The 21,489-nt window shown below is 61.5% G+C and carries 21 protein-coding genes and 2 pseudogenes; 19 read left to right on the forward strand and 4 right to left on the reverse strand.

What is annotated here, in order from left to right; all coding sequences use genetic code 11:
- The first annotated feature begins 53 nt into the window (after positions 1–53).
- The 17 genes and pseudogenes from pspA (at position 54) to BN1117_RS11645 (ending at position 13,472) form a co-directional block, all read left to right on the forward strand.
- A complete protein-coding gene (gene pspA, locus BN1117_RS11580) occupies positions 54–740 on the forward strand; it encodes a phage shock protein PspA (protein WP_040097530.1) in 687 nt (228 codons plus the stop codon).
- A 3-nt stretch (positions 741–743) separates the two neighbouring features.
- Entirely contained in the window at positions 744–980 is a 237-nt protein-coding gene (gene pspB / locus BN1117_RS11585; protein ID WP_005333672.1) for an envelope stress response membrane protein PspB, read from the forward strand.
- The gene (gene pspC, locus BN1117_RS11590; RefSeq protein WP_040097532.1) at positions 977–1,381 is read left to right on the forward strand and encodes an envelope stress response membrane protein PspC; all 405 of its coding nucleotides are present in this window, start codon (positions 977–979) and stop codon (positions 1,379–1,381) included. The genes pspB and pspC overlap by 4 nt, the downstream gene beginning before the upstream one ends.
- A 145-nt stretch (positions 1,382–1,526) precedes the next feature.
- Positions 1,527–2,933 (forward strand): YcjX family GTP-binding protein, encoded by a 1,407-nt coding sequence (locus BN1117_RS11595; RefSeq protein WP_040097533.1) that lies wholly within the window; start codon positions 1,527–1,529, stop codon positions 2,931–2,933.
- Positions 2,934–2,986: 53 nt separating this feature from the next.
- The gene (locus BN1117_RS11600; RefSeq protein ID WP_040097535.1) at positions 2,987–4,018 is read left to right on the forward strand and encodes a YcjF family protein; all 1,032 of its coding nucleotides are present in this window, start codon (positions 2,987–2,989) and stop codon (positions 4,016–4,018) included.
- A 158-nt stretch (positions 4,019–4,176) separates the two neighbouring features.
- Positions 4,177–4,971 carry a phenylalanine 4-monooxygenase gene (gene phhA, locus BN1117_RS11605; RefSeq protein ID WP_040097537.1) on the forward strand — a complete coding sequence of 265 codons (795 nt, stop codon included), beginning with the start codon at positions 4,177–4,179 and terminating at the stop codon, positions 4,969–4,971.
- A 52-nt stretch (positions 4,972–5,023) separates the two neighbouring features.
- Positions 5,024–5,362, forward strand: coding sequence for a 4a-hydroxytetrahydrobiopterin dehydratase (locus BN1117_RS11610; RefSeq protein ID WP_040097539.1), 339 nt, complete (start codon positions 5,024–5,026; stop codon positions 5,360–5,362).
- 26 nt (positions 5,363–5,388) lie between these two features.
- Positions 5,389–5,511: pseudogene (locus BN1117_RS19945) on the forward strand (4a-hydroxytetrahydrobiopterin dehydratase); the annotation flags it as partial.
- A 12-nt stretch (positions 5,512–5,523) separates the two neighbouring features.
- Positions 5,524–5,661 (forward strand): 4a-hydroxytetrahydrobiopterin dehydratase, encoded by a 138-nt coding sequence (locus tag BN1117_RS19080; protein ID WP_082032595.1) that lies wholly within the window; start codon positions 5,524–5,526, stop codon positions 5,659–5,661.
- A gap of 33 nt (positions 5,662–5,694) precedes the next feature.
- Positions 5,695–5,811, forward strand: a pseudogene (locus BN1117_RS19085) (4a-hydroxytetrahydrobiopterin dehydratase); the annotation flags it as partial.
- 148 nt (positions 5,812–5,959) lie between these two features.
- A complete protein-coding gene (gene tyrR / locus BN1117_RS11615) occupies positions 5,960–7,507 on the forward strand; it encodes a transcriptional regulator TyrR (RefSeq protein WP_040097541.1) in 1,548 nt (515 codons plus the stop codon).
- Between the two features lie 190 nt (positions 7,508–7,697).
- Positions 7,698–8,255: a regulatory sequestration protein YfiR gene (gene yfiR, locus BN1117_RS11620; RefSeq protein ID WP_040097542.1), complete on the forward strand. Its 558-nt coding sequence runs from the start codon at positions 7,698–7,700 to the stop codon at positions 8,253–8,255.
- Positions 8,252–9,487, forward strand: a complete 1,236-nt coding sequence (gene dgcN / locus BN1117_RS11625) for a diguanylate cyclase DgcN/YfiN (protein ID WP_040097544.1) — start codon at positions 8,252–8,254, stop codon at positions 9,485–9,487. The genes yfiR and dgcN overlap by 4 nt, the downstream gene beginning before the upstream one ends.
- Positions 9,488–9,522: 35 nt before the next feature.
- Entirely contained in the window at positions 9,523–10,011 is a 489-nt protein-coding gene (gene yfiB / locus BN1117_RS11630) for an outer membrane lipoprotein YfiB (RefSeq protein ID WP_040097546.1), read from the forward strand.
- 194 nt (positions 10,012–10,205) lie between these two features.
- Entirely contained in the window at positions 10,206–11,321 is a 1,116-nt protein-coding gene (locus BN1117_RS11635) for an ATP-NAD kinase family protein (RefSeq protein WP_040097547.1), read from the forward strand.
- A 109-nt stretch (positions 11,322–11,430) separates the two neighbouring features.
- Entirely contained in the window at positions 11,431–11,709 is a 279-nt protein-coding gene (locus BN1117_RS11640) for a YfcL family protein (RefSeq protein WP_040097548.1), read from the forward strand.
- Positions 11,710–11,807: 98 nt separating this feature from the next.
- Positions 11,808–13,472: an AMP-binding protein gene (locus BN1117_RS11645; RefSeq protein WP_040097549.1), complete on the forward strand. Its 1,665-nt coding sequence runs from the start codon at positions 11,808–11,810 to the stop codon at positions 13,470–13,472.
- A gap of 114 nt (positions 13,473–13,586) precedes the next feature.
- Here BN1117_RS11645 and BN1117_RS11650 read toward each other — a convergent pair whose 3' ends face one another.
- The 3 genes from BN1117_RS11650 to BN1117_RS11660 form a co-directional block, all read right to left on the reverse strand.
- Positions 13,587–14,750 (reverse strand): trans-sulfuration enzyme family protein, encoded by a 1,164-nt coding sequence (locus tag BN1117_RS11650; RefSeq protein WP_040097550.1) that lies wholly within the window; start codon positions 14,748–14,750, stop codon positions 13,587–13,589.
- Between the two features lie 137 nt (positions 14,751–14,887).
- Positions 14,888–15,925 carry an isopenicillin N synthase family dioxygenase gene (locus BN1117_RS11655; RefSeq protein WP_040097553.1) on the reverse strand — a complete coding sequence of 346 codons (1,038 nt, stop codon included), beginning with the start codon at positions 15,923–15,925 and terminating at the stop codon, positions 14,888–14,890.
- Between the two features lie 428 nt (positions 15,926–16,353).
- The gene (locus BN1117_RS11660; RefSeq protein ID WP_040097554.1) at positions 16,354–16,992 is read right to left on the reverse strand and encodes an NAD(P)-dependent oxidoreductase; all 639 of its coding nucleotides are present in this window, start codon (positions 16,990–16,992) and stop codon (positions 16,354–16,356) included.
- Between the two features lie 101 nt (positions 16,993–17,093).
- Here BN1117_RS11660 and BN1117_RS11665 point away from each other — a divergent pair, with 101 nt between their 5' ends.
- Entirely contained in the window at positions 17,094–17,975 is an 882-nt protein-coding gene (locus tag BN1117_RS11665) for a LysR family transcriptional regulator (protein ID WP_040097555.1), read from the forward strand.
- 7 nt (positions 17,976–17,982) lie between these two features.
- Here the strand turns inward: BN1117_RS11665 and BN1117_RS11670 are convergent, their stop codons facing one another.
- Positions 17,983–18,888, reverse strand: coding sequence for a LysR substrate-binding domain-containing protein (locus BN1117_RS11670; RefSeq protein ID WP_040097556.1), 906 nt, complete (start codon positions 18,886–18,888; stop codon positions 17,983–17,985).
- A gap of 292 nt (positions 18,889–19,180) precedes the next feature.
- Between BN1117_RS11670 and metE the strand changes: the two genes are divergently transcribed.
- On the forward strand, positions 19,181–21,445 hold the full coding sequence (metE, locus tag BN1117_RS11675) for a 5-methyltetrahydropteroyltriglutamate--homocysteine S-methyltransferase (protein WP_040097558.1): 2,265 nt from the start codon (positions 19,181–19,183) through the stop codon (positions 21,443–21,445).
- The last annotated feature ends 44 nt before the right edge of the window (positions 21,446–21,489 follow it).

Here is a 21,489-nt window from a genome sequence, read left to right on the forward strand (position 1 = left end):
AGTTGCCATTGTCAATGGAGAAACAACGCCATGCCAATAACAGGAGTGCAATCATGAGTATTTTTTCCCGTCTGGCCGACATCATCAATTCCAACCTGACGGCCCTGCTCGACAAGGCAGAAGATCCCCAGAAGATGGTGCGCCTGATCATCCAGGAGATGGAGGACGAGCTGGTCAAGGAGCGCTCCAACCTGGCACGCTTCCTCGCCAGCCAGAAAGAGATTGGCCGTCAGGTCGCCCGTCATCAGGAGCGGGTAGATGAGTGGCAAGCCAAGGCTGAGCTGGCCCTGACCAAGGGACGTGAAGATCTGGCTCGCGCTGCGCTTATCGAGAAGAAGAAACAGACCGAGTTATCAGAGACCCTCTACCGCGAGCAGCAAGCGGTCGACAGCGGTATCGAGAAGCTGGGTGAGGAGATCCGTCAGCTCGAAGCCAAGCTGGAAGATGCCCGCGCCCGTCAAAAGGCAATGGCCATTCGCACCGAAGCGGCCAGCAGCCGTCTCAACGTGCAAAGCCAGGTAGCCCGTGGTGACAGTCAGGCGGTGGTGAGCAAGTTTGAGCGGATGGAGCGTCGCATCGACGAAATGGAAGCACGCGCCGATCTGGGTCAGTCCGACAAGGCGCTGGCACAGCAGTTTGCCGAGCTGGAAGTAGACGATCAGATAAGCCGCGAGTTGGAAGCCATGCGCCAGAAGCTGGGTCAGGGCGACAGCAAAAGCGAAGGCAAACAGGGAGAGTAACGGATGGAAGATCTGTTGGGTGTATTGATGGTTCCCATGGTGGTCTTCATGGTGGTGGTGGCCCCCATCTGGCTGGTGCTGCACTATCGTGCCAAGGGGCGGATTGGCGCCGGTCTTGCCGATAGCGAGCGGGAACAGCTGCAAGGATTGCTGGCTCGCACCGAGAAGATGCAGGAGCGAGTTGGCGCGCTGGAATCAATTCTGGATGCGGAAGTACCCGGTTGGAGGAACAAGGTATGAGCAGTGTCAGTCGTGAAGGGCGTAACCTTTATCGCGATCCCCAGCAGGGCAAGATAGCCGGGATCTGTGCCGGTTTGGCTGAGTATTTCGGGGTGGAGACCTGGATCGTGCGGCTGCTCGCCATCAGTGGCCTTATCTTCGCCGGTTTCATCACCTTCACTGCCTATATCGCCGCCTGGTTCTTGCTCGATAAAAAGCCGGTCACCCTCTATTCACAAGAGGATGCCGACTTTGCCGAGGTGCGGATGAAGGCGCGCAGCTGGCAGGCGGGGATCACCCCTCATCAGGCGCTGGGCCGTATCGCGCAGGAACTTGACGCGCTGGAGCCCAGAGTGCAGCGGATCGAGAAGCTGGTGACCTCCAGGGAGTTCACCCTGCAGCGGGAATTTCGCAAGCTGTAGTGCTTGCTCAAGCACTCAATGGCGATGGTGGAACTTGCAGTGATGCGCCACCATCGATGCCAACTATCCAGAGATGGATAACCGGTCGACCTATCGCACGGCCGATCACGCCAGATGCAACCACCAAGGGAGAATAGGTCAAGTCTTGATACGCAATAAACTGGAACAGAAGTTGACTCGCCTGCAACACAAGGCGAACGACGTGGTAAACCGGGTGCGGGATCGCCACATCCGGCTGGCGGTGACCGGCCTCTCTCGCAGCGGCAAGACCGCCTTTATCACGGCGCTGGTCAACCAGCTGGAACACGCAGCCATCGATGGCCGCCTGCCGCTGTGGGATGCCCTGCGTCAGGGACGCATTCTCGGTGCGCGCCGGGTGCCGCAGCTCAACGCCCACATTCCCACCTTTGCCTATGAGCGTGGCCTCGACTCCCTGTTTGGCGATCCACCGGCCTGGCCCGAGCCTACCCGCGGCGTAGCCGAGGTGCGCCTCGAAATTCGCTATCGCACCCGTCATCCCCTGCGCAAACATCTGGGGGAGATCTCCACCCTCTACGTGGATCTGGTGGACTACCCGGGGGAGTGGCTGCTCGACTTGCCACTCCTTGAGATGAGCTACCAGCAGTGGAGTGAACAGGTGCGCGAGCAGCTGCGTCGCCCCGAGCTGCAATCACTTGCCGCCAGCTGGCTGACCCCCGGGTGGCAGGCCGACCAGCGCTTCGAAGAGCGGCCGGTGGCTGAACTTGCCGAGCGCTATACCGCCTATCTGCACGCCTGCAAACAGGAGTTGGGATTGCATCTGATCCAGCCCGGCCGCTTCGTGTTGCCGGGGGAGTATGCCGGCGCCCCCATGCTGCAATTTGTCCCCTGGGTGTGGGAGATGCCCGCCGGCGAGCCCGCCGATGGCACTCTTTACGCCACTCTCAAGCAGCGCTTCGAGCAGTACAAGCAGCATCTGGTGCAGGGTTTTTATCAGCAGCACTTTGCCGGCTTTGATCGCCAGATCGTGCTGGTGGACTGCCTGCAGCCCCTCAACGCCGGGGCGGCCAGCTTTGGCGACATGCAGCAGGCCATCGCCCGCATCATGGAGAGCTTTGCCTACGGCAAGAGCAACTGGTGGCGCCGGCTCTTTTCGCCCCGTATCGACAAGCTGCTGTTTGTGGCGAGCAAGGCCGATCACGTCACCCCAGAACAGCATGGGCCCATGGTCTCCCTGCTCCAGCATCTGGTGCGCAGTGGCCGCGGCCAGGCCCGTTTTGAGGGGATCACCACTGAGTGCTTGGCGCTTGCCGCCATCAAGGCGACCGAGGTGGGCAAGGGGGTGGCCAATGGCCGCGAGTTCCCCGCCATCCGTGGTACCAGCCTGAGCGGTGAGCCGCTGCTGCTCTTCCCCGGGGAGGTGCCGCCCCATATTCCCCCCGCACAGTGGTGGAACAGTCAGGGTTTTGATTTTCAGGGGTTTCGCCCCATGCCCATGAGCCCCCATCAGGCGCTACCCCATATCCGGCTCGATGCGGCGCTGGAGTTTCTACTCGGGGATCACCTCGAATAACGGTGTGCGGTCTTGGCACCTGAGCCGAAGGCTGCGCACAGGAGAACAATGCGATGAACGATCAGATAAAAGAGCGGCCACCGCTGCAGGGCAAGGTGATCCTTGAGCCAGCCTTGACGGTGGCCAGTGACGAGCGACCGCCCGCACCGGCCCAGCGACTGGAGGAGGCGAGTTTCGAGCGCCTCGACGAGCTGGACGAGTTCACCGAGGTGGAGAGCGCCCTCGTCAGCAAACCGCGCCGCCGCCATCGGCTGTTGGCGTGGGGGCTTGGGGCGGTCGGTCTGCTCTCGTTGGGCCAGTATGGCGCCTTCCTTTACGATCAGTTTCTCACCACCCCGCTCTGGGGCAGCGCCTGGCTGGCAGCCTCGGCGCTGGTGGCGGTGGGGACCGCCAGCGTGGTGGGTCGCGAGTGGCTGCGCCTGCGCACCCTCAAGCGGCGTCAGGATGTGCGCTCGCGCGCAGAAGATCTGCTGGCCCATCAGGGAGTCGGGCAGGGGCAGCCCTTCTGCGAAGGGTTGGCAGCCAAAAGTGGCGACAAGGGGCGCGAGGGGTATCAGACCTGGCTGGCCCAGCTCGACGAGAGCCACAGCGATCGGGAAGTGCTGACCCTCTATAGCCAGCTGGTGCTCGCCGAGCGCGACAAGCTGGCACAGGCGCGGGTGGCCAAATGGTCGGGGGAGGCCGCCGTGTTGGTGGCGCTCAGCCCGCTTGCCACTGTCGATATGATGTTGATGCTGTGGCGCAACCTGCGGATGATCGAGGATATCGCCGATGTCTACGCCATCGAGCTTGGCTACTGGAGCCGCATTCGCCTTATTCGTCAGGTGTTTCGCAACATGCTCTACGCCGGTGCCACCGAGCTGGTGACCGAGGTGGGGATGGACTTGCTGGGGGCCGAGTTTGCCGCCAAGATCTCTGCCCGCGCTGCACAGGGGGTGGGGGCCGGGCTGCTCACCGCTCGCCTTGGCCTGCGCACCATAGAGGCGTGCCGCCCGCTGCCCTGGTGTGCGGACGAGAAACCCAAACTCGGCGAGCTGCGCAAGCGGCTGATCGGCCAGCTGGCGCAGTATCTCAATAAGCCTTGATGGCTGCTGGAGATGAACAGCTGTTGTCACAATTTATTTACAACTGTTTCAGGCAGCCGACTCATGGGTCGGCTGCTTTTTTTGTTGCCATTTCGTTACAGTGAAACCGTGATGAAACGGCAAGGCGCCTTGATGTGGCGCCAGAGGATGGAACCGCTATGGCAACCTGTTACACCGCCCACCAGCCGGATGCTGACGGGGTGATCCACTATAGCAACGAGGAGCACGGTACCTGGCAGATCCTGATCGACCGTCAGCTGGCGGCGCTTGAGGACAAAGCCTGTGACGAGTACCAGTCCGGGCTGGTGCGACTCGACTTGCCCCGTGATCGTATCCCCCAGCTGGCCGAGATCAACGCCGTGCTGCAGCCTGCGACCGGCTGGTCGGTGGCGGCGGTGCCTGCGCTTATCTCGTTCGATCGCTTCTTCGCCCTGCTGGCCAATCGCCAGTTTCCGGTGGCGACCTTTATCCGGCGCCGGGACGAGCTCGACTACCTGCAAGAGCCCGATATCTTTCACGAGATCTTCGGCCACTGCGCCATGCTGACCAATCCGGCATTTGCCCACTTTACCCACCTCTACGGTCAGTTGGGGCAACAGGCGAGCAAGGAACAACGGGTCTTTCTGGCGCGGCTCTACTGGTTCACCGTGGAGTTTGGCCTCTTGGCAACGCCGGACGGGCTGCGTATCTACGGTGGCGGCATTCTCTCCTCCATCGGCGAGACTACCTATGCCCTCTCGGGTAAGCCGCTGTTGCAATCTTTCGATCTGCTGACCGTGCTGCGCACCCCGTATCGTATCGACATCATGCAGCCCACCTATTTTGTGCTGCCGACTCTCGATCAGCTCTACCAGCTGAGCGGGCAGGAGATCATGGCTGCGCTGGCCGAGGCCAGTCGGCTGGGCCTCTATCCGCCGCGCTTTGAGGTTGCCACTGGCAAGCAGGCGAGCTGACCAACAGCAAACAACCCTATTTCATTGTCATTAATTCAAGCAGGAGTCACCCATGTCCGAACTGGCCAGTCAGCAGTGTGAAGCGTGCCGCGCCGATGCCCCCAAGGTGAGCGATGAGGAGCTGCGCGAGCTGATGCAGCTGATTCCCGACTGGCAGCCGCTGGTGGTGGAGGGGGCGCTGCAACTGCGGCGGGAATTTACGTTTCGCAACTTCAAGGAGGCGCTGGCCTTCACCAACCGCCTGGGGGAGCTGGCGGAAGCGGAGTTCCATCATCCGGCCATCCTGACCGAGTGGGGTAAGGTGACCGTCAGCTGGTGGACCCACAAGATTGGCGGCTTGCATCGCAACGACTTCATCATGGCGGCGCGTACAGACCAATTGCCCAGATAATTTGAGAGCAGGTTGAGGCGGCGTATCCCCTTCCTGCATTTCTGACCGAGTGGGGTAAGGTGACCGTCAGCTGGTGGACCCACAAGATCGGCGGCTTGCATCGCAACGACTTCATCATGGCGGCGCGCACCGATCAGTTGCCCAGATAATTTGAGAGCAGGTTGAGGCTGAGTATCCCCCTTCCTGCATTTCTGACCGAGTGGGGTAAGGTGACCGTCAGCTGGTGGACCCACAAGATTGGCGGATTACACCGCAACGACTTCATCATGGCGGCGCGTACAGACCAATTGCCCAGATAATTTGAGAGCAGGTTGAGGCTGAGTATCCCCCTTCCTGCATTTTTGACCGAGTGGGGTAAGGTGACCGTCAGCTGGTGGACCCACAAGATTGGCGGTTTACATCGCAACGACTTCATCATGGCGGCGCGCCCCGATCAGTTGCTCCGCTAATCGCACCCCACACCAGCGTCATTGGTTGACCCGGGCCTGCCTGCGAAAGCGGGGTGGGCCCGCATTTTTATGGGCAGGCGCTCGCACTGGGGGGATCGAGACTGTATTATCCGCTCATTCATAGAGTTAGCTAGGAAGTGTGTCCCGAATGCGTCTTGAAGTCAGCTGTGAAGACCGCCTGGGCCTGACCCGGGAACTGCTCGACCGCCTGGTGGAGCACAATATCGATCTACGCGGCATCGAAATCGATACCTCAGGCATCATCTATCTCAACTTTCCCGAGCTGGAATTTCGCGATTTTCAGCATCTGATGCCAGAGATCCGCCGCATTCCCGGTGTCTATGACGTCAAGACCATCCCCTACATGCCCTCCGAGCGGGAGCATCACGAGATTGAGGCGCTGCTTAAGGCACTGCCGGATCTGGTCTTTTCCCTCGATGCCAAAGGCAAGGTGACTCAGGCCAATCAGTCGGCGATCACTACCCTGGGGTTACCAGTGGAGGAGGTGCGCGGCGTGGCACTCGGTTCGCTGGTCAAGGGTTTTTCGTTTGGTCGCTGGTTGGAAGCGAACGAGATCAAACCACAGACCTGCAAGCTCAGTCTCCACGGTGAGGAGTATCTTGCAGACCTGATGCCGCTGTTCGTGGCGGAAGAGAAGGGACGGCACGCGCTGGCGGGGGCGGTAGTGGTGCTCAAGTCTGCCCGTCGTATTGGCCTGCACTTTAGTGCACTTCATGCAGTGGAAGTGGGGGGCTTTGAACACCTGCAAGCCGAGAGCCCCAAGATGAAAGAGGTGCTGTCGCAAGCGCGCAAGCTGGCGATGCAGGATGCACCACTGCTCATCGTCGGCGAAACCGGCACCGGCAAGGAGCTGTTGGCCCGCGCCTGTCACGGGGCCAGCCTGCGCTCCAGCCACCCCTTTATGGCCCTCAACTGCGCCGCCATGCCCGATAACGTGGCCGAGAGCGAACTGTTTGGCTATGCCCCCGGCGCCTTTGGCAACAACACCGAGGGCAAGCGCGGTGTGCTGGAGCTGGCGAGTGGCGGCACCCTGATGCTGGACGAGATAGGTGACATGTCGCCTCATCTGCAGACCAAGTTCCTGCGGGTGCTGCAGGATGGGGTCTTTCGCCGGGTCGGTGACGAGCAAGAGGTGAAGGTCAACGTCCGTTTCATCTGTACCACCCAGAAGCAGTTGCTCGATTTGGTCAACGATGGCAGCTTCCGCGAGGATCTCTACTATCGCCTCAACGTGCTCAGTCTGGCGCTGCCCCCCCTGCGCGAGCGCAAGGCAGACATCATGGTGCTGGCCCAGCAGTTTGTCTCCCGCTTTGCCAGCGAGTTGCAGCGGCCACGTCCACGGTTTACCCGCAACATGGCCGACTACCTGACCGCCTACCGCTGGCCAGGCAACGTGCGTCAGCTGCGCAACTGTCTCTACCGTGCCATGACCCTGCTGGAAGGGGATGAGCTGGGGCCCGAGCAGATCGACCTGCCGGTGGTTGCCGAAGCGGCTCCGCTGATCGACGAGTGGTTTGAGGGCAATCTCGACGATGCGGTGAAGCGTTTTGAAAGCCAGTTACTGGCACGGCTCTATCCCGCCTTCCCGTCGACGCGCCAGCTGGCCAAACGTCTGGGGGTGTCGCATACCGCCATCGCCAACAAGCTGCGGGAATATGGCATTAGCAAGAAGTGATTTTCGCCTTGCTGCCTGCCAACGGAGAGCCCGTCATCAGACGGGCTCTCCGTTTTCTTTACACGAACTCTGTAGATGATGGTGGGGGGCAGACTTGTCAGGCCAGTGTCAGCCAACTTACTATCCGGGTTCATCTACCCGAACCGCAATGCCATAGCAGCGGTATTGTCAAGGCGACCACCTCCCGATCATGCTGTTACGCTTTTCCCCCCGTTTAACTGCCCGTCTGGCGCTCCTGTTGGTGGCGTGTGGCCTGCTGTTGCCCCGCGCGCTGGCGGAAACGGCCGCAGAGAGCCGGGCAACGGCGGTCAGGGCGCTGGTGCTCGATATCATGAGCTACACCCGCTGGCCCACCGAGCCTGCGGTGCTGCGCCTGTGTGTGGCGGCGCCGACCGAATATGCCGGCGCCCTCTTTACCATCGATCGTCAGGCCAATGGCCGTACCGTGCAGGTCCATCGTTACGAGGCGAGCGATCCGGCCATCAGCGATCACTGCGATGTACTCTATCTGGGCGTTCTCGACGAGCCGACCCGGATTGCGCTGTTTGCCCGCCTGCAGGGACACCCTGTGCTCAGCATCAGCGAATACAACCACGACTGCGCCACCAGCTCGGTGTTTTGTCTGCAGACCTCGCCGGATAGCGTGCGGGTGCGGTTTAAAGTGAACCTCGATGCTCTGGCTCTGAGCGGCGTGCGGGTGCATCCCGCCGTGCTCAAGCTGGCTCTTGCCAACAAAGGTGCCCCATGAGACGACAAGTGAGCGCGGCACCCCGCCGTCTTACCCTGCGTCAGAGCCTGGGGCGAACCCATCTGGTGGCCGCCATCACAGCCGTCAGCGTGGCGGGACTCTTTTTTACACTGGTGGCCCTGCTGGTAGTGCGTTTTTACGCCGACCACAATCTGGAGCTGGTAGCCCGCGCCATCAGCTACAGCGCCGAGGCGGCGGTGGTGTTCCACGATGAGGAGGCGGCGAGCGAGGCGCTCAGTGGTATCGTGGCCAATGAAGAGGTGGCCGACGCCACTATCGTGCTGACCCATGGTCAGCTGCTCGCCAGTTGGGCGCGCCCCAGAAGCAACCCGCTGGTGACCCTCGAAGACTATCTGGCCCAACTGCTGATGCCGGGCCCTGTCAAACTCCCCATGCTGCGGGATGGCGAGCAGATCGCGACCATCGAGTTGCGCGGCCACGGTGAATACCTGTTGCTGTTTTTGCTCTCGGCGCTGCTGGTGATGGTGGTCTGTCTGGTGCTAAGCGCCATGGTGGCACTCTATGTGGCTGACCGGATGCAGGTCTCCATCACCGCACCGCTGCGCAAACTGGCGCTTGTCGCCCACTCGGTACGCCGACAACGCACCCTGGGGATGCGGGCGCCACCGGCCGATATCGTCGAGATTAACGAGCTGGGGGATGACTTCAACTCCCTGCTGGACGAGCTGCAAGCCTGGCAGGCCCAGCAGGCCCGCGAAAATGCCAGCCTGCTCCATCAGGCGACCCACGATGCGCTAACCGGGTTGCCCAATCGCGCCCTATTTGAAGCGCGGCTCGATCATGCTATTGGCGAGGTGAGCGAGGGAGGGACCTCATTTGCCCTGCTTTATCTCGACTGTGATCGTTTCAAGCAAATTAATGACACGCTGGGGCACAACGCCGGTGACGATGTGCTGATCGCGCTCTCAAGACGGGTGCAACATCAGCTGCGTCCTGACGATCTGGTGTTTCGCCTCGGTGGCGACGAGTTTGCGGTGCTGGTTGGCCCGCTCCAGCGACAGCATGAGGTGGACGAGGTGATTGGCCGCATCCAGCAGGCGATGAGCGAACCGGTGGCGCTGCGTGACGGTCGTCAGCTGGTGGCCGGGGTGAGTGTCGGTTATGCCATCTATCAGGCCGGCATGAGTGTCAGCGTGCTGTGTGATCAGGCCGATGCGGCCATGTATCTGGCGAAACGGGCGCGCCGCAGCGAACAGCACACCATCGCCTGACTGGCAAGCATAACAACATAAACAAGGGGCAAACCATGAAGATCACCCACCTGTTGAAAGTGACCCTGCTGGGGGGGATGTTGTCGCTGCTGGCCGCTTGCCAGAGCGCGCCCAAGGGGCTGACCCCGGAGCAGATCACCGTGCTCAAGGAGCAGGGCTTTTATCTGACCGATGAGGGGTGGACGCTGGATCTGGCCAACCGGGTGCTGTTTGCCAACAACGTGGGGGCGCTCAATCCCCAGACTCGCCAAACCGTTGAAATGCTGGGCAAGGCTCTGCTCGGCGCAGGGCTGGACAAGGCGCGGGTGGATGGCCACACCGACAATACCGGCGAGAGCAGCTACAACCAGCAGCTCTCCCTGAAGCGGGCCCAGTCGGTGGCCGAGGTGCTGGTCGCGGTCGGTATGAAGCCCGCCAATCTGGAGATCCATGGCCGTGGCGAGACCCTGCCGCTGGCGGATAACAGGAGCAGAGAGGGGCGGGCTGCCAACCGTCGGGTGGCGATTGTGATTGCTAACCAGTAGTTCTCCCTATCCACAGTGTCAGGCGTTATAGCAAGGGGTGTTTGTATGATGCTCTTTTTGCGCCTGTCAGCAGCAACGGCTACTGGTGGGGGCAGGAGTCTCTTTGCATCCTGCAGAGCGCCTGTCGGAGTGAGGGGCGCTTGTCCCCAAGGGGGAGAAAGATAAAAATGGGGGCCATCGCAAGGGAGGCAGGCATGTTTCGATTAGGGTTCATCATTAATCCGGTCGCCGGGATTGGCGGCGCAGTGGGGCTCAAGGGCAGTGACGGTGTCGTGGCCGAGGCGCTGGCCCGAGGTGCCGTGCCCAAAGCGCAGGAAAGGGCGCGGCAAGCCTTGTTGCCACTGTGCGATCTGGAGACTTCGTTCGAGCTGCTGACGGTGGCTGGAGAGATGGGGGAGACGGTGGCCCGCGAGCTGGGACTGCCCTGTCGGGTTATCTATCAACCGGCTGGGGAGGGTACCTCGGCTGATGATACCCGCCACGCTGCCGAGCTGATGCGCGAAACCGGGGTCGATCTGCTGCTGTTTGCCGGTGGCGATGGTACGGCGCGCGATATCTTCGCCGCGGTGGGGGAGTCCTGCCATGTGCTGGGTATCCCGGCGGGATGCAAGATCCACTCCGGCGTCTATGGGGTGACCCCGGCCGCCAGTGGGCGGGTAGTGGCGCGGATGATTGCCGGTGAACTGCTCAGCCTGATCGATGCAGAGGTGCGCGACATCGACGAGGAGGCGTTTCGGTTAGGCAAGGTACGGGCCCGCCATTACGGCCAGCTGAAGGTGCCCGGCGATCTGCGTTACGTACAGGCGGTCAAGCAGGGGGGCAAGGAGTCAGAAGAGCTGGTGCTGGCGGATCTCGCCGCCGGTGTGGTGGAGCAGATGGAGCCCGACACCCTCTATCTGATGGGCTCTGGCAGCACGGTGGCGGCCTGCATGGCAGAGCTGGGCCTGGAAAATACCTTGCTCGGTGTGGATCTGGTGGAAAACGGCCGACTTATCGGGCAGGATCTGTGCGCCGCCGAGATCCTGACCCGGATCCGCGGCCGTCACTGCCGACTGATCATGACCCTGATAGGCGGACAGGGACATCTGTTCGGGCGCGGAAATCAGCAATTGAGTCCTGAGGTGATTCGGTGTGTCGGGCTGGACAATATCCAGATAGTGGCAACCAAAGCCAAGCTTGCCGCCCTCGCGGGCAGGCCGCTGCTGGTGGATACCGATGATCCGCAATTAAACCGGGCGTTGCGTGGTTATCTGCGAATAACCACGGGATACAAGGATCAGGTCATCTACCCGGTGGCCAACCCGGAATAGGACGCCAAGGATGCTGCTGGCCTGGCGCCAGAGAGCCGCAATCAACCGGATTGCGGTTCCACTCCCCGAATTATTTCGCCGGTTACGCCGGCAACTGAGGCTGCGTTAAATGACGATTCATGAATTTGAACATAAGTTGTTGGAACTGATCGACAGCATGGTGGCCACGGCGACCGATGATGAGCTGTTTGCGGGGGGGTACCTGAGAGGTCACATCTCATTGGCAGTAGCCCGAGCCGAGCTGGAAGGCAAGACCTTGGTGCGGGACGTCAAGAGCTATGTGCTGCGCAGCCTCAACGAGGCGATTTTGCAAGGTGAGCTCTCCGAGCAGGATGAGACCCTGGTACAGGCAATGTGGATTCGTTTGCAGCAAGATGCAGAAGCTTGATCAAAAACACATTTCACACTGAACGTTGAGTTTATGCTTTCCCTGAAGTTACTGAAAGGTTAATAATGAGTTTCGCCTTTTGTTTCAGGGATTAAACTATGGCTTCTTCATCACGTATTGCGAATAAACTGCCGCTCGAGATGCTCTATCACTGGGAGCAGCAGTGTCCGGACCGCACCTACCTGCGTCAAACCATCAACCGCGAATATATCGATTTCACTTGGGGTGAGGTTGCCGATGAAGCGCGGCGGATGGTGACAGCCCTACGTCATTTGGGGCTGGTGCCAGGTGACAAGGTGGCACTGCTCTCCAAAAACTGTGCCCAGTGGTTTATTGCCGATTTGGCGATGCAGATGGGACAGTATGTGAGTGTTCCTATCTATCCCACCGCCAACGTCGACACTATCGAGTACGTGCTGCGCCACAGCGAGGCCAAGGCGATCTTCGTCGGCAAGCTGGATGACTGGAAGAGCCAGGAAGCGGGCGTGCCAGCGGATCTATTACGCATCGCCATGCCCTATGACACCATGCCGGCGGCCCATCAGTGGGACGATCTGCTGGAGGCTCACGAGCCTATCCCTGACAGTCCGGTGCAGGCCCCCGACTCACTATTGAGCCTGGTCTATACCTCCGGCAGTACCGGCAAACCGAAAGGGGCCATGCTGAGCGTCGAGCGTTACGCCTGGTCGTGTGAAAAACTGGTGGAGACCGTGAGCCTGACCCAGGCCGATCGGGGTTTTTCCTATCTGCCACTGGCCCACATCACCGAGCGGGTTTACATCTACGGTGGCAGCCTCTATGGCGGTGCCACTATCGCTTTCCCTGAATCCCTCGATACCTTTATCGATGATGTCAAACGCTGTCGCCCCACCGTATTTATCTCGGTGCCACGGCTGTGGGCCATGTTCCGCATCAAGATCCACGAGAAGTTGCCACAAAATACGTTGGCGCTGCTGCTCAAGATCCCGCTGATCTCCTGTCTTATCAAAAGCAAGTTACAAAAAGGGCTTGGACTGGATCAGGCGCGGGTGCTGGGTTGTGGCTCGGCACCTGTCTCCCCTGCGCTGCTGCAGTGGTATCTGAGCATCGGCCTCAAGATCACCGAAGCCTGGGGCATGACCGAGAACCATGCCTACTCCACCATCAACTATCCGTTCCGTGCCGACAAGATTGGCACCGTCGGCAAGGCGGGACCCGGAGTGACTATCAGGATCTCCGACGAGGGGGAGGTTCTCTGCCGCTGCGAGGGGATGATGCTGGGTTACTACAAGGATCCCGAGCACAGTGCTGAGGCCATCGATGCCGATGGTTGGCTGCACACCGGCGATATGGGCAAGCTGGACAAGGAGGGTTACCTCACCATTACCGGTCGGATGAAGGATGTGTTCAAGACTGCCAAGGGTAAATATGTGGCACCGGTGCCCATCGAAGGGCTGCTGGGTCAGGAGCCCATCATCGAGCAGCTTTGCGTGATTGGCTATGGCATGCCCCAACCCGTTGCGCTGGTGCAACTGGCTGAAAGTGCTATGAATGGCAATCGGGAGGAGGTCAATGCCAGGCTGGAAGCAGCGCGGGTACGGGTCAATGATAAGCTGGAGTCCCATGCCAGAATTCGTGGCATTCTGGTGGTGAAGACCCCCTGGAATATCGAAAATGGCGTGCTGACCCCCACCATGAAGATCAAGCGTCACCTACTGGAGCAAAAATATGCTCATGTCGGGGATCGCTGGCCCTCATCGCAAGTGGTGGTGTGGGAGGAGTAAACCCCTTTCCCTCGCTGGCGATATAAAACAACAGCGGCCCTTGATGGGCCGCTGTTGTGTTTGGGGCATCTCACTCGTTGCCATTTGGCGGGCAAGTGAGATGCGTGCTCCAGGTTAGATCTGCGCCAGGGCGGCGGCCAGATCGGCAATCAGATCATCCGCATCTTCCACCCCGATGCTGAAGCGGATCAGGTCATCATTGACCCCGGCGGCGAGGCGGCTCGCCTCGTCCATGGCGGCGTGGGTGGTACTGGCCGGGTGGCATGCCAGACTCTCCAAATCCCCCAGGCTCACCGCCTGCACGAACAGTTGCAGGTTGTCGAGCAGGGTGGCGCAGCGTTCAAACCCTCCTTCAAGTTCAATGCTGACCATGCCGCCAAAGCCGCTGGCGAAGGCGCCGAGGGCATCGTGGCCCGGATGGTTGGCAAGTCCCGGGTAGATCACCTTCTTCACCGCCGGATGGGCCACCAGAAACTCGGCCACTTTCTGGGCATTGTGCAGGTGGGCATCCATCCGCAGCGGCAGGGTCTTGACCCCGCGCTGCAGCAGGTAGGCCTCCTGCGGGCCGATGGGAGAACCGATATGCTTGAGGGCCACGGTGCGGATCGATTTCATCAGGGCGTGAGAGCCCGCCACCACCCCGGCGATGATGTCGCCGTGACCGCCCAGGTACTTGGTGCCGCTGTGCATGACGATGTCGATGCCAAGCTCCAGCGGGCGCAGCAGATAGGGGGTGAGGAAGGTGTTGTCACACACTGTGATGGCGCCCACCTTGCGGGCAGCTTCCACCACTACCCGCGGATCCACCACCTTGAGGGTGGGGTTGGTCAGGGTTTCGAACAGTACCACCTTGGTGGCGGGGCGGATGTTGGCCAGCAGATCCCGATCGCTCTCGTAGGCGGTGACCTTGATGCCGGCGCGGCTGAAAGTCTGCTTGAGAAACGCATCGGTACCGCCGTAGAGGGGGCCGATATAGGCCACCTCATCGCCGCTGTCGGCCAGGGCATACATGATGGCGCTGACCGCTGCCATGCCGCTCGCCACCACCAGCGCCTCGTCGGCCCCTTCCAGTGCAGCCAGTTTCTGCTCCAGCTCGGCGGTGGTGGGGTTGCCAAAGCGGCTGTAGATAAAGCCGGGGGCCTGACCTGCAAAGCGCTCCTTGCCCGCCTGGGCGTTGAAGTAGCTGAAGGTGCTGCTCTGGTAGAGCGGGGTGGTGAGGGCGCCGGTCTGGGGGTCGATCCGCTGGCCGCTGTGCACGCTCATGGTCTTGAATTTCATCGTGTTGCTCCGTGATGGCCAGGCTCTGGCCATGACTTGTTTTGTTGTTCGTGGTTTGCTTGTTGTTTTTGTCAGCGCGGGTATGTGCATGCGGCTTATGGCTTATGCATATACCCGCCTGCGGATCTTTGCGCTGCTCAGGCTGGCATCGCTTCGCGTTCAGTGCGCGGAAGGCGAGCGAGTTCTCCATAGTGACGGGCCGCCACATCCGGGTGGGAGCGCACTCGCCCTTTGAGCACGTTCTCCCCCACCTGATAGAAGAGCGGGTTGGTCGGGTCACTCTCGGGCCCTTGCGCCTGCGTTGCCAGCTCGGGGGAGAGGCTGAGCAGGGGCACGGTGGCATCGAGTCGCGCCGCCATAAAGAAGGCGCAGGAGAGGCGCGATACCCCGGGTGGCGGGCTCACCACCCGGTGCAGGGTGGCCTTGAGATAGCCGTTGGAGGCGAGCTCCAGCAGCTCGCCGATATTGAGCACCAGGGCACCCGGCAGGGGCGGCGCCGAGATCCAGCCGTCGGCCGTCTCCACCTCAAGCCCCGAATGATGGTCCTGCATCACCAGGGTCAGGTAGCCGGGATCCTTGTGGGCACCCACCCCCTGACTGCTGCCGCCCGCCTCTTGCTCCGGGTAGTGAATCAGCTTCATATGCTGGTAGGGGGCGCCGCGGATGCTGTCATCAAACACGTTGGCTGGTTGCTCCAGCACCTCGGCAAAAGCGGCCAGCAGGGTGAGGGTGATATCGCTCAGTCGATCCTGCCACGCCAGCAGATGGGTTTTCATCTCGGGCAGGGCGGTTGGCCACTGGTTGGGGCCGAGCAGCCGCTGCCAGGGTTCACGGATCAGGGCCGCAGGCAGAGCTTGCGCCTCGTTCATCATATCGAACTGCTCCCGCAGATCCGGCCGCTGGCGGGTCAGCTCGGCACCAACCCGGTTGTAGCCCCGAAAGTGGGGGGAGTGCACCATCTGCACCGCCAGCTTCTCCTGCTGGGGCAGGGCGAAGAAGCGGGCCGCCAGCGCCAGGGTTTCCTGCTGCTCTTCCTCGCTCAGGCCATGGCCGATCAGATAGAAAAAGCCCACCTCACGGGCCGCCCTGCCAAGGGTGGCCAGCATCTGGCGACGGGTCTCGGGGGCGCCGTCGAGGGCGGCGAGATCGATGATCGGCAGTGGTGAATGTTCCATGTGCACCTCCTCACTGGCCAGGGGCGGGATGCAGCCCTCACACCTGACATGAAAACGACAACGCCCTGACCGATGAATCGGCCAATGCCCTGTTGCCAGGGATGGCGCCATTTGGATTGAGGGAGATGCTACTGTTCGGTGTTATAAGACGGAAACAACAAATTATTCTTAGTTATATACAAAATTCGAAATGGAATTCGGCACCTGATGGGCTGACGGTTTTTTGCGCAGCCATTGCGGGGTAAAGGGGAAATGTTGAGGGGGAGAGTGATAACCAGAAGCAAGCTACCAGCGGCAAAAATGACCAAAACAGAAAATGGCCAAAACAGAAGGGAGGCGGATGCCTCCCTTCTGGTTGAGCGGGTGTTCACCTGACCGGGTGCGCAGGCGAGTGACCGCGCATTCTGGCCTTAACCGCCTGCTGGCTCTCAGTAACCCAGAGTAAAGCGCTGGCGCAGGTGAGCCGGTTTTTCCATCTCATTCAGCACACCATCGGCCAGATCACTGGCGGTGATCCCGGCAGGCTGTTCGCCACTGAAGAGCACCTGGTCGCTACCCAGTCGATAGCCACCACGCTTCTCGCCCGGCTCCAGGAATACCGGGGGAGAGACAAAGCGCCAGTCGAGGGCGGTTTCACGGCGCAGAGCAGTGAGACCGTCGCGGGCCGCCAGCGCTCCCTGTTTCCACTCGGCCGGAAACTCCGGGGTATCCACCAGTTGCACGCCGGGGGCGACCTCCAGACTGCCGGCACCACCCACAACCAGCAGCCAGCTATTGGCCGCTTTGGCTGCTGCGACAATCGCGTTAGCGCCCTTGAGGTACTGGTCGTAGATATCCGGGGTGGCCCAGCCCGGGTTGTAGGCGCTGATCACCCGATCGTGCCCCTTGAGCACCTCGGCCAATGCCTGCGGGTTTTGGGCATCCACCGCCACGGCGGTGACCTGCGGATGGGCGGCCACCTTGCTGACATCGCGGACGATGGCGGTGACCTGATGGCCGCGGCTGACGGCCTCGTTCAGGATGGCTGAACCGACAAAACCGCTGGCACCGATCAGGGCAATCTTCATGGGGAACTCTCCTTCACTGTTGGAATGGGGCTATCCTACGCCGCCATTTATGATTTAATAATCACCTCAAAAATGCATTCACTTATAAGCTGGATTTAATAATGGAACAGCTCAGACGTTACGCCATCTTCGCCGCCGTGGTGGACGCGGGTAGCATGACAGGGGCGGCCAAATCCCTTGGCATGACCCCCTCTGCCGTCAGTCAGCATATCAGCCAGCTCGAAAGCCTGCTCGGACTGCCCCTGCTCCATCGCTCCACCCGTCGCCTCAGTCTGACCGAGGCGGGAGAGGTGGTGTGGCAAGGGTGCCGGGCGTTGCAGCAGACCCTGAGCGAGACCGAGCTGCGCCTCTCCGAGGTGCGCGACGCCCTGCTCGGTGAAGTGCGGATCACCGCCCCGGTGGGGATGGCGGGCCAACCGCTGGCGCTGGCCCTCTCGCCGTTGTTGCAGGCCCACCCTGGCCTCACCATCCAGATCATCGCCGATGACGAAAAACGAGACCTGATTGCCGAACGGATCGACGTGGCGCTGCGGGTCGGCACCTTGCCTGACTCGACTCTGGTGGCCCGCAAACTGGGGCAAACCCGGATGCTGCTCTGCGCTGCCCCTACCTATCTGGCGCGCAAGGGGACGCCGCGTACACCCGCCGATCTGGCCACCCACGACTGGCTCTGCGGCGAGATGCTGGGCAACGGTTTGCTGCTGCAGGATGAAAAGGGGGGCGAGCACAGGGTGAGGTTCAAAGCCAAGGTGCTCTGCAACAATGTGTTGCCCCTGCGCCAGTTTGCGCTGGCAGGGCAGGGGATCTCGCTGCAACCAGAGGGGGAGATTGGCGAGGATCTGGCGCAGGGGCGTCTGCTGGAACTGCTGCCCGGTTTTCGGGTGGCGCCGATGGAGATCCACGCCATCACGCCGCAGCGGGAGATCCCGGAGAAGGTGCGGCGGGTGGTGGAGGCGCTGCGTGCCTATTTCGGGGCAGCTTGAATGGCATTCAGGCCATCTTGTCGCGAATGCGTTCGAACAGGCTCTGCAGGCAGGCTTGATCCCGATCGGCGGCCCGCACCGCGCCATACATATGGCGACGGATACCAATCCCCAGCGGCCTGGCCTCAAGCAAGCCCTGGCGCACGAACTCGTCACTGGCCCAGCGCGGCAGGGCGGCTACCCCGAGCCCGGCGGCGGCCATCTGCAGCATCACCGAGGTGTTGTCTACCGGCTTGCAGCGGGCGGGCTCCACCCCGGCGGGCTGCAAAAAGCGGCTGAAGATATCCATGCGGCTGCGCTCTACCGGATAGACCAGCAGCACCTCCGCCCCCAGATCGCCTGGCTCGATGCGACTCTGGTGGCAGAGGGGATGATCCGGCGCCATCACCAGAGTCAGATCAAAGGCAAACAGCGGCTCGAAGTGGAGATCGCCGCGGGCCTGAACGTCCGAGGTGAGCAGCAGGTCGAGCTGGCCGCCGAGCAGGGCATTGATGGCATCAAAGCCCGGCACCGACTCCACTTCCAGATCCACGCCGGGCCACTGGCGGCGAAAATCGGGCAACAGCGGCAGCAGCCACTGGATGCAACTGTGGCAATCGAGAGCCAGATGCAGCCTGCCCGCCTCACCGCTCTGCAGGGCCTGCAGCTGTTTCTCGGTCTGGGCCAGGGCGGGCAGTACCTGACGGGCGAGAGCGAGCAGCTGGCTGCCTGCCGCGGTCAGCACCAGCGGGCGGCTTTTGCGCAGGTAGAGCTCCAGATTGAGGCGGGTCTCCAGCTCTTTGAGCTGGTGGGAGAGGGCGGACTGGGTGAGGTTGAGGGTCAGCGCCGCACCGGCCAGCGAACCCTGCTCGGCCAGCGCGCTCAATGTTTTCAAATGCTTGATCTCTATCCCTGCATTGCTTGGCACTGCCATAAGATGGCTCCTTGTGAGATTGCGTATGGCGCTGATAATGCTGTCGGCGCGGCCTGACCTTTAGCCTCAGCCTCCTGCGGTCTTGCTGCTGCGCTTCTTAACACATGTAAAAACGGGCCTCTGTATCCTCGCGGTGAACCTGTTCGGTGGTCAGTTGAGGATTATTTGAGAGCCACTTGAAGAGGATTCAATAGCCAGCGTCACCTTATCTTGTCATTTTGGATGTGTAAACATCTGGATGGCTAAATCATCCAGTTTCCCATCAGATGAATGAGCATAAGGAAATGAACCTATGACACGAGCACACACCCTGGGCTTCCCCCGTATCGGCGCCAAGCGCGAGCTGAAATTTGCCCTCGAATCCTACTGGCGTGGCGAGACCACTCAGGCCGAACTCGTTGCCGTGGGCAAGACGCTGCGTGAGCGCCACTGGCAGGCCCAGCACGGCGCCGGGGTCAATCTGCTGCCGGTGGGCGACTTTGCCTGGTACGATCAGGTGCTCGGCACCAGCCTGCTGGTGGATGCGGTGCCTGCCCGTCACCGTCATGGCGAGACCGATCTCGATACCCTGTTCCGGGTGGCCCGCGGCCGTGCGCCGACCGGCCCGGCGGCGGCGGCGGCCGAGATGACCAAATGGTTCAACACCAACTATCACTATCTGGTGCCGGAATTCAGCCGTGATCAGCGCTTCAAGCTGGGCTGGAGCCAGCTGTTTGACGAGGTGGAAGAGGCCAAAGCGCTGGGGCTGCCGGTCAAGGCGGTGCTGCTGGGACCGGTCTCTTATCTGTGGCTCGGCAAGGAGAAAGAGAGCGGCTTCTCTCGCCTTGAACTGCTCGATCGCCTGCTGATTGTCTATCAGGAGATCCTGGCCAAGTTGGCCGCCCAAGGGGTGGAGTGGGTCCAAATCGACGAGCCGGCGCTGACGCTGGATTTGCCGGACGAGTGGCGACTGGCCTACCTCACCGCTTACGAGCGCCTGAGCGGTCCCTGCAAGCTGCTGCTCACCACCTATTTCGGTTCGGTGGATCATCAGCGCGATATCATCACTAGCCTGAAGGTGGATGGCCTGCATCTGGATCTGGTGGCCGCCCCCGAGCAGCTGGAGACCCTGGTGCCGCATCTGCCCGCCCAGTGGGTCATCTCCGCCGGGGTGATCAACGGCCGCAACGTCTGGCGTGCCAATCTGGCCAAGCTGGCGCCGACTCTGAAGGCACTGAAAGCCAAACTCGGCGAGCGGCTCTGGGTGGCCTCCTCCTGCTCGTTGCTGCATAGCCCGGTGGATTTGACCCTGGAGCACGAGCTGGATCCCCAGACCCGTAGCTGGTTCGCCTTCGCCCTGCAAAAGTGCTACGAGCTGGGTCTGCTGGCCGACCATCTCAATGGCGGGCAGCTCGACAAGATCACCGCCTACAGCCAGCCCATCGTGGATCGGGAGTCTGATAGCCGGGTGCACAAGAAAGCGGTGCAGTCACGGCTCGCCAGCCTCACCAACAGCGATTTCGATCGCCACAGCCCCTACCCGGTGCGGGCCGAGGCGCAGCGCTCGGATCTCAAGCTGCCGCTGCTGCCCACCACCACCATCGGCTCCTTCCCGCAGACCTCTGAAATCCGGGTATTGCGCCAGGATTGGCGTGCCGGGCGCATCGACGACCAGGCCTATAAGGCGGGCATGCAGGCCCAGATCAAGGATGCGATTGAGCGCCAGGAGGCCATCGGGCTCGACGTGCTGGTGCACGGTGAAGCGGAGCGCAACGACATGGTGGAGTATTTCGGGGAGCTGCTGGACGGCTTTGCCATCACTCGCTTTGGCTGGGTACAGAGTTATGGCTCCCGCTGCGTCAAACCGCCGGTGATCACCCGTGACATCGACCGCCCCACCCCCATGACGCTCGAATGGACCCGATTTGCCCAGAGCCTGACCGACAAGCCGGTGAAGGGGATGCTGACGGGCCCCGTGACCATCCTTTGCTGGTCCTTCCCGCGGGAAGACGTGAGCCGCGAGCAATCGGCCCTGCAAATCGGGCTGGCCATTCGCGACGAGGTGGCAGATCTGGAAGCCGCCGGCATCAAGATCATCCAGATCGACGAACCGGCGATCCGCGAAGGGCTGCCCCTGCGCAAGCAGGATCACCAGGCCTATCTGGACTGGGCGGTGCGGGCCTTCCGTCTGAGCGCAAGCCCGGTGGCAGACAGTACCCAGATCCACACCCACATGTGCTACAGCGACTTCAACCTCATCATCGAGGCGGTGGCGGCGCTGGATGCGGACGTGATCACCATTGAGACCAGCCGCAGCCAGATGCAGCTGCTCGAAGCGTTCGAACGCTTCAACTACCCCAACGAGATTGGCCCGGGCGTCTACGACATCCACTCGCCGAACGTACCGAGCCAGAGCTGGATTGAGGGGTTGCTGCGCAAGGCGGCCAAACAGATCCCGGCCGAGCGGCTGTGGGTCAACCCGGATTGCGGCCTCAAGACCCGCGGCTGGGAAGAGACCACCGAAGCCCTGAAGGTGATGGTCGATGCCACCAGGGCGCTGCGGGCGGAACTGGCGTAACCGGCAAACCGTGACCGCCAGCGATAAGGTGGTGTGCTGAAAAA

Origin of the sequence: Aeromonas australiensis, assembly GCF_000819725.1 — a bacterium.
Lineage (GTDB): Bacteria > Pseudomonadota > Gammaproteobacteria > Enterobacterales > Aeromonadaceae > Aeromonas > Aeromonas australiensis.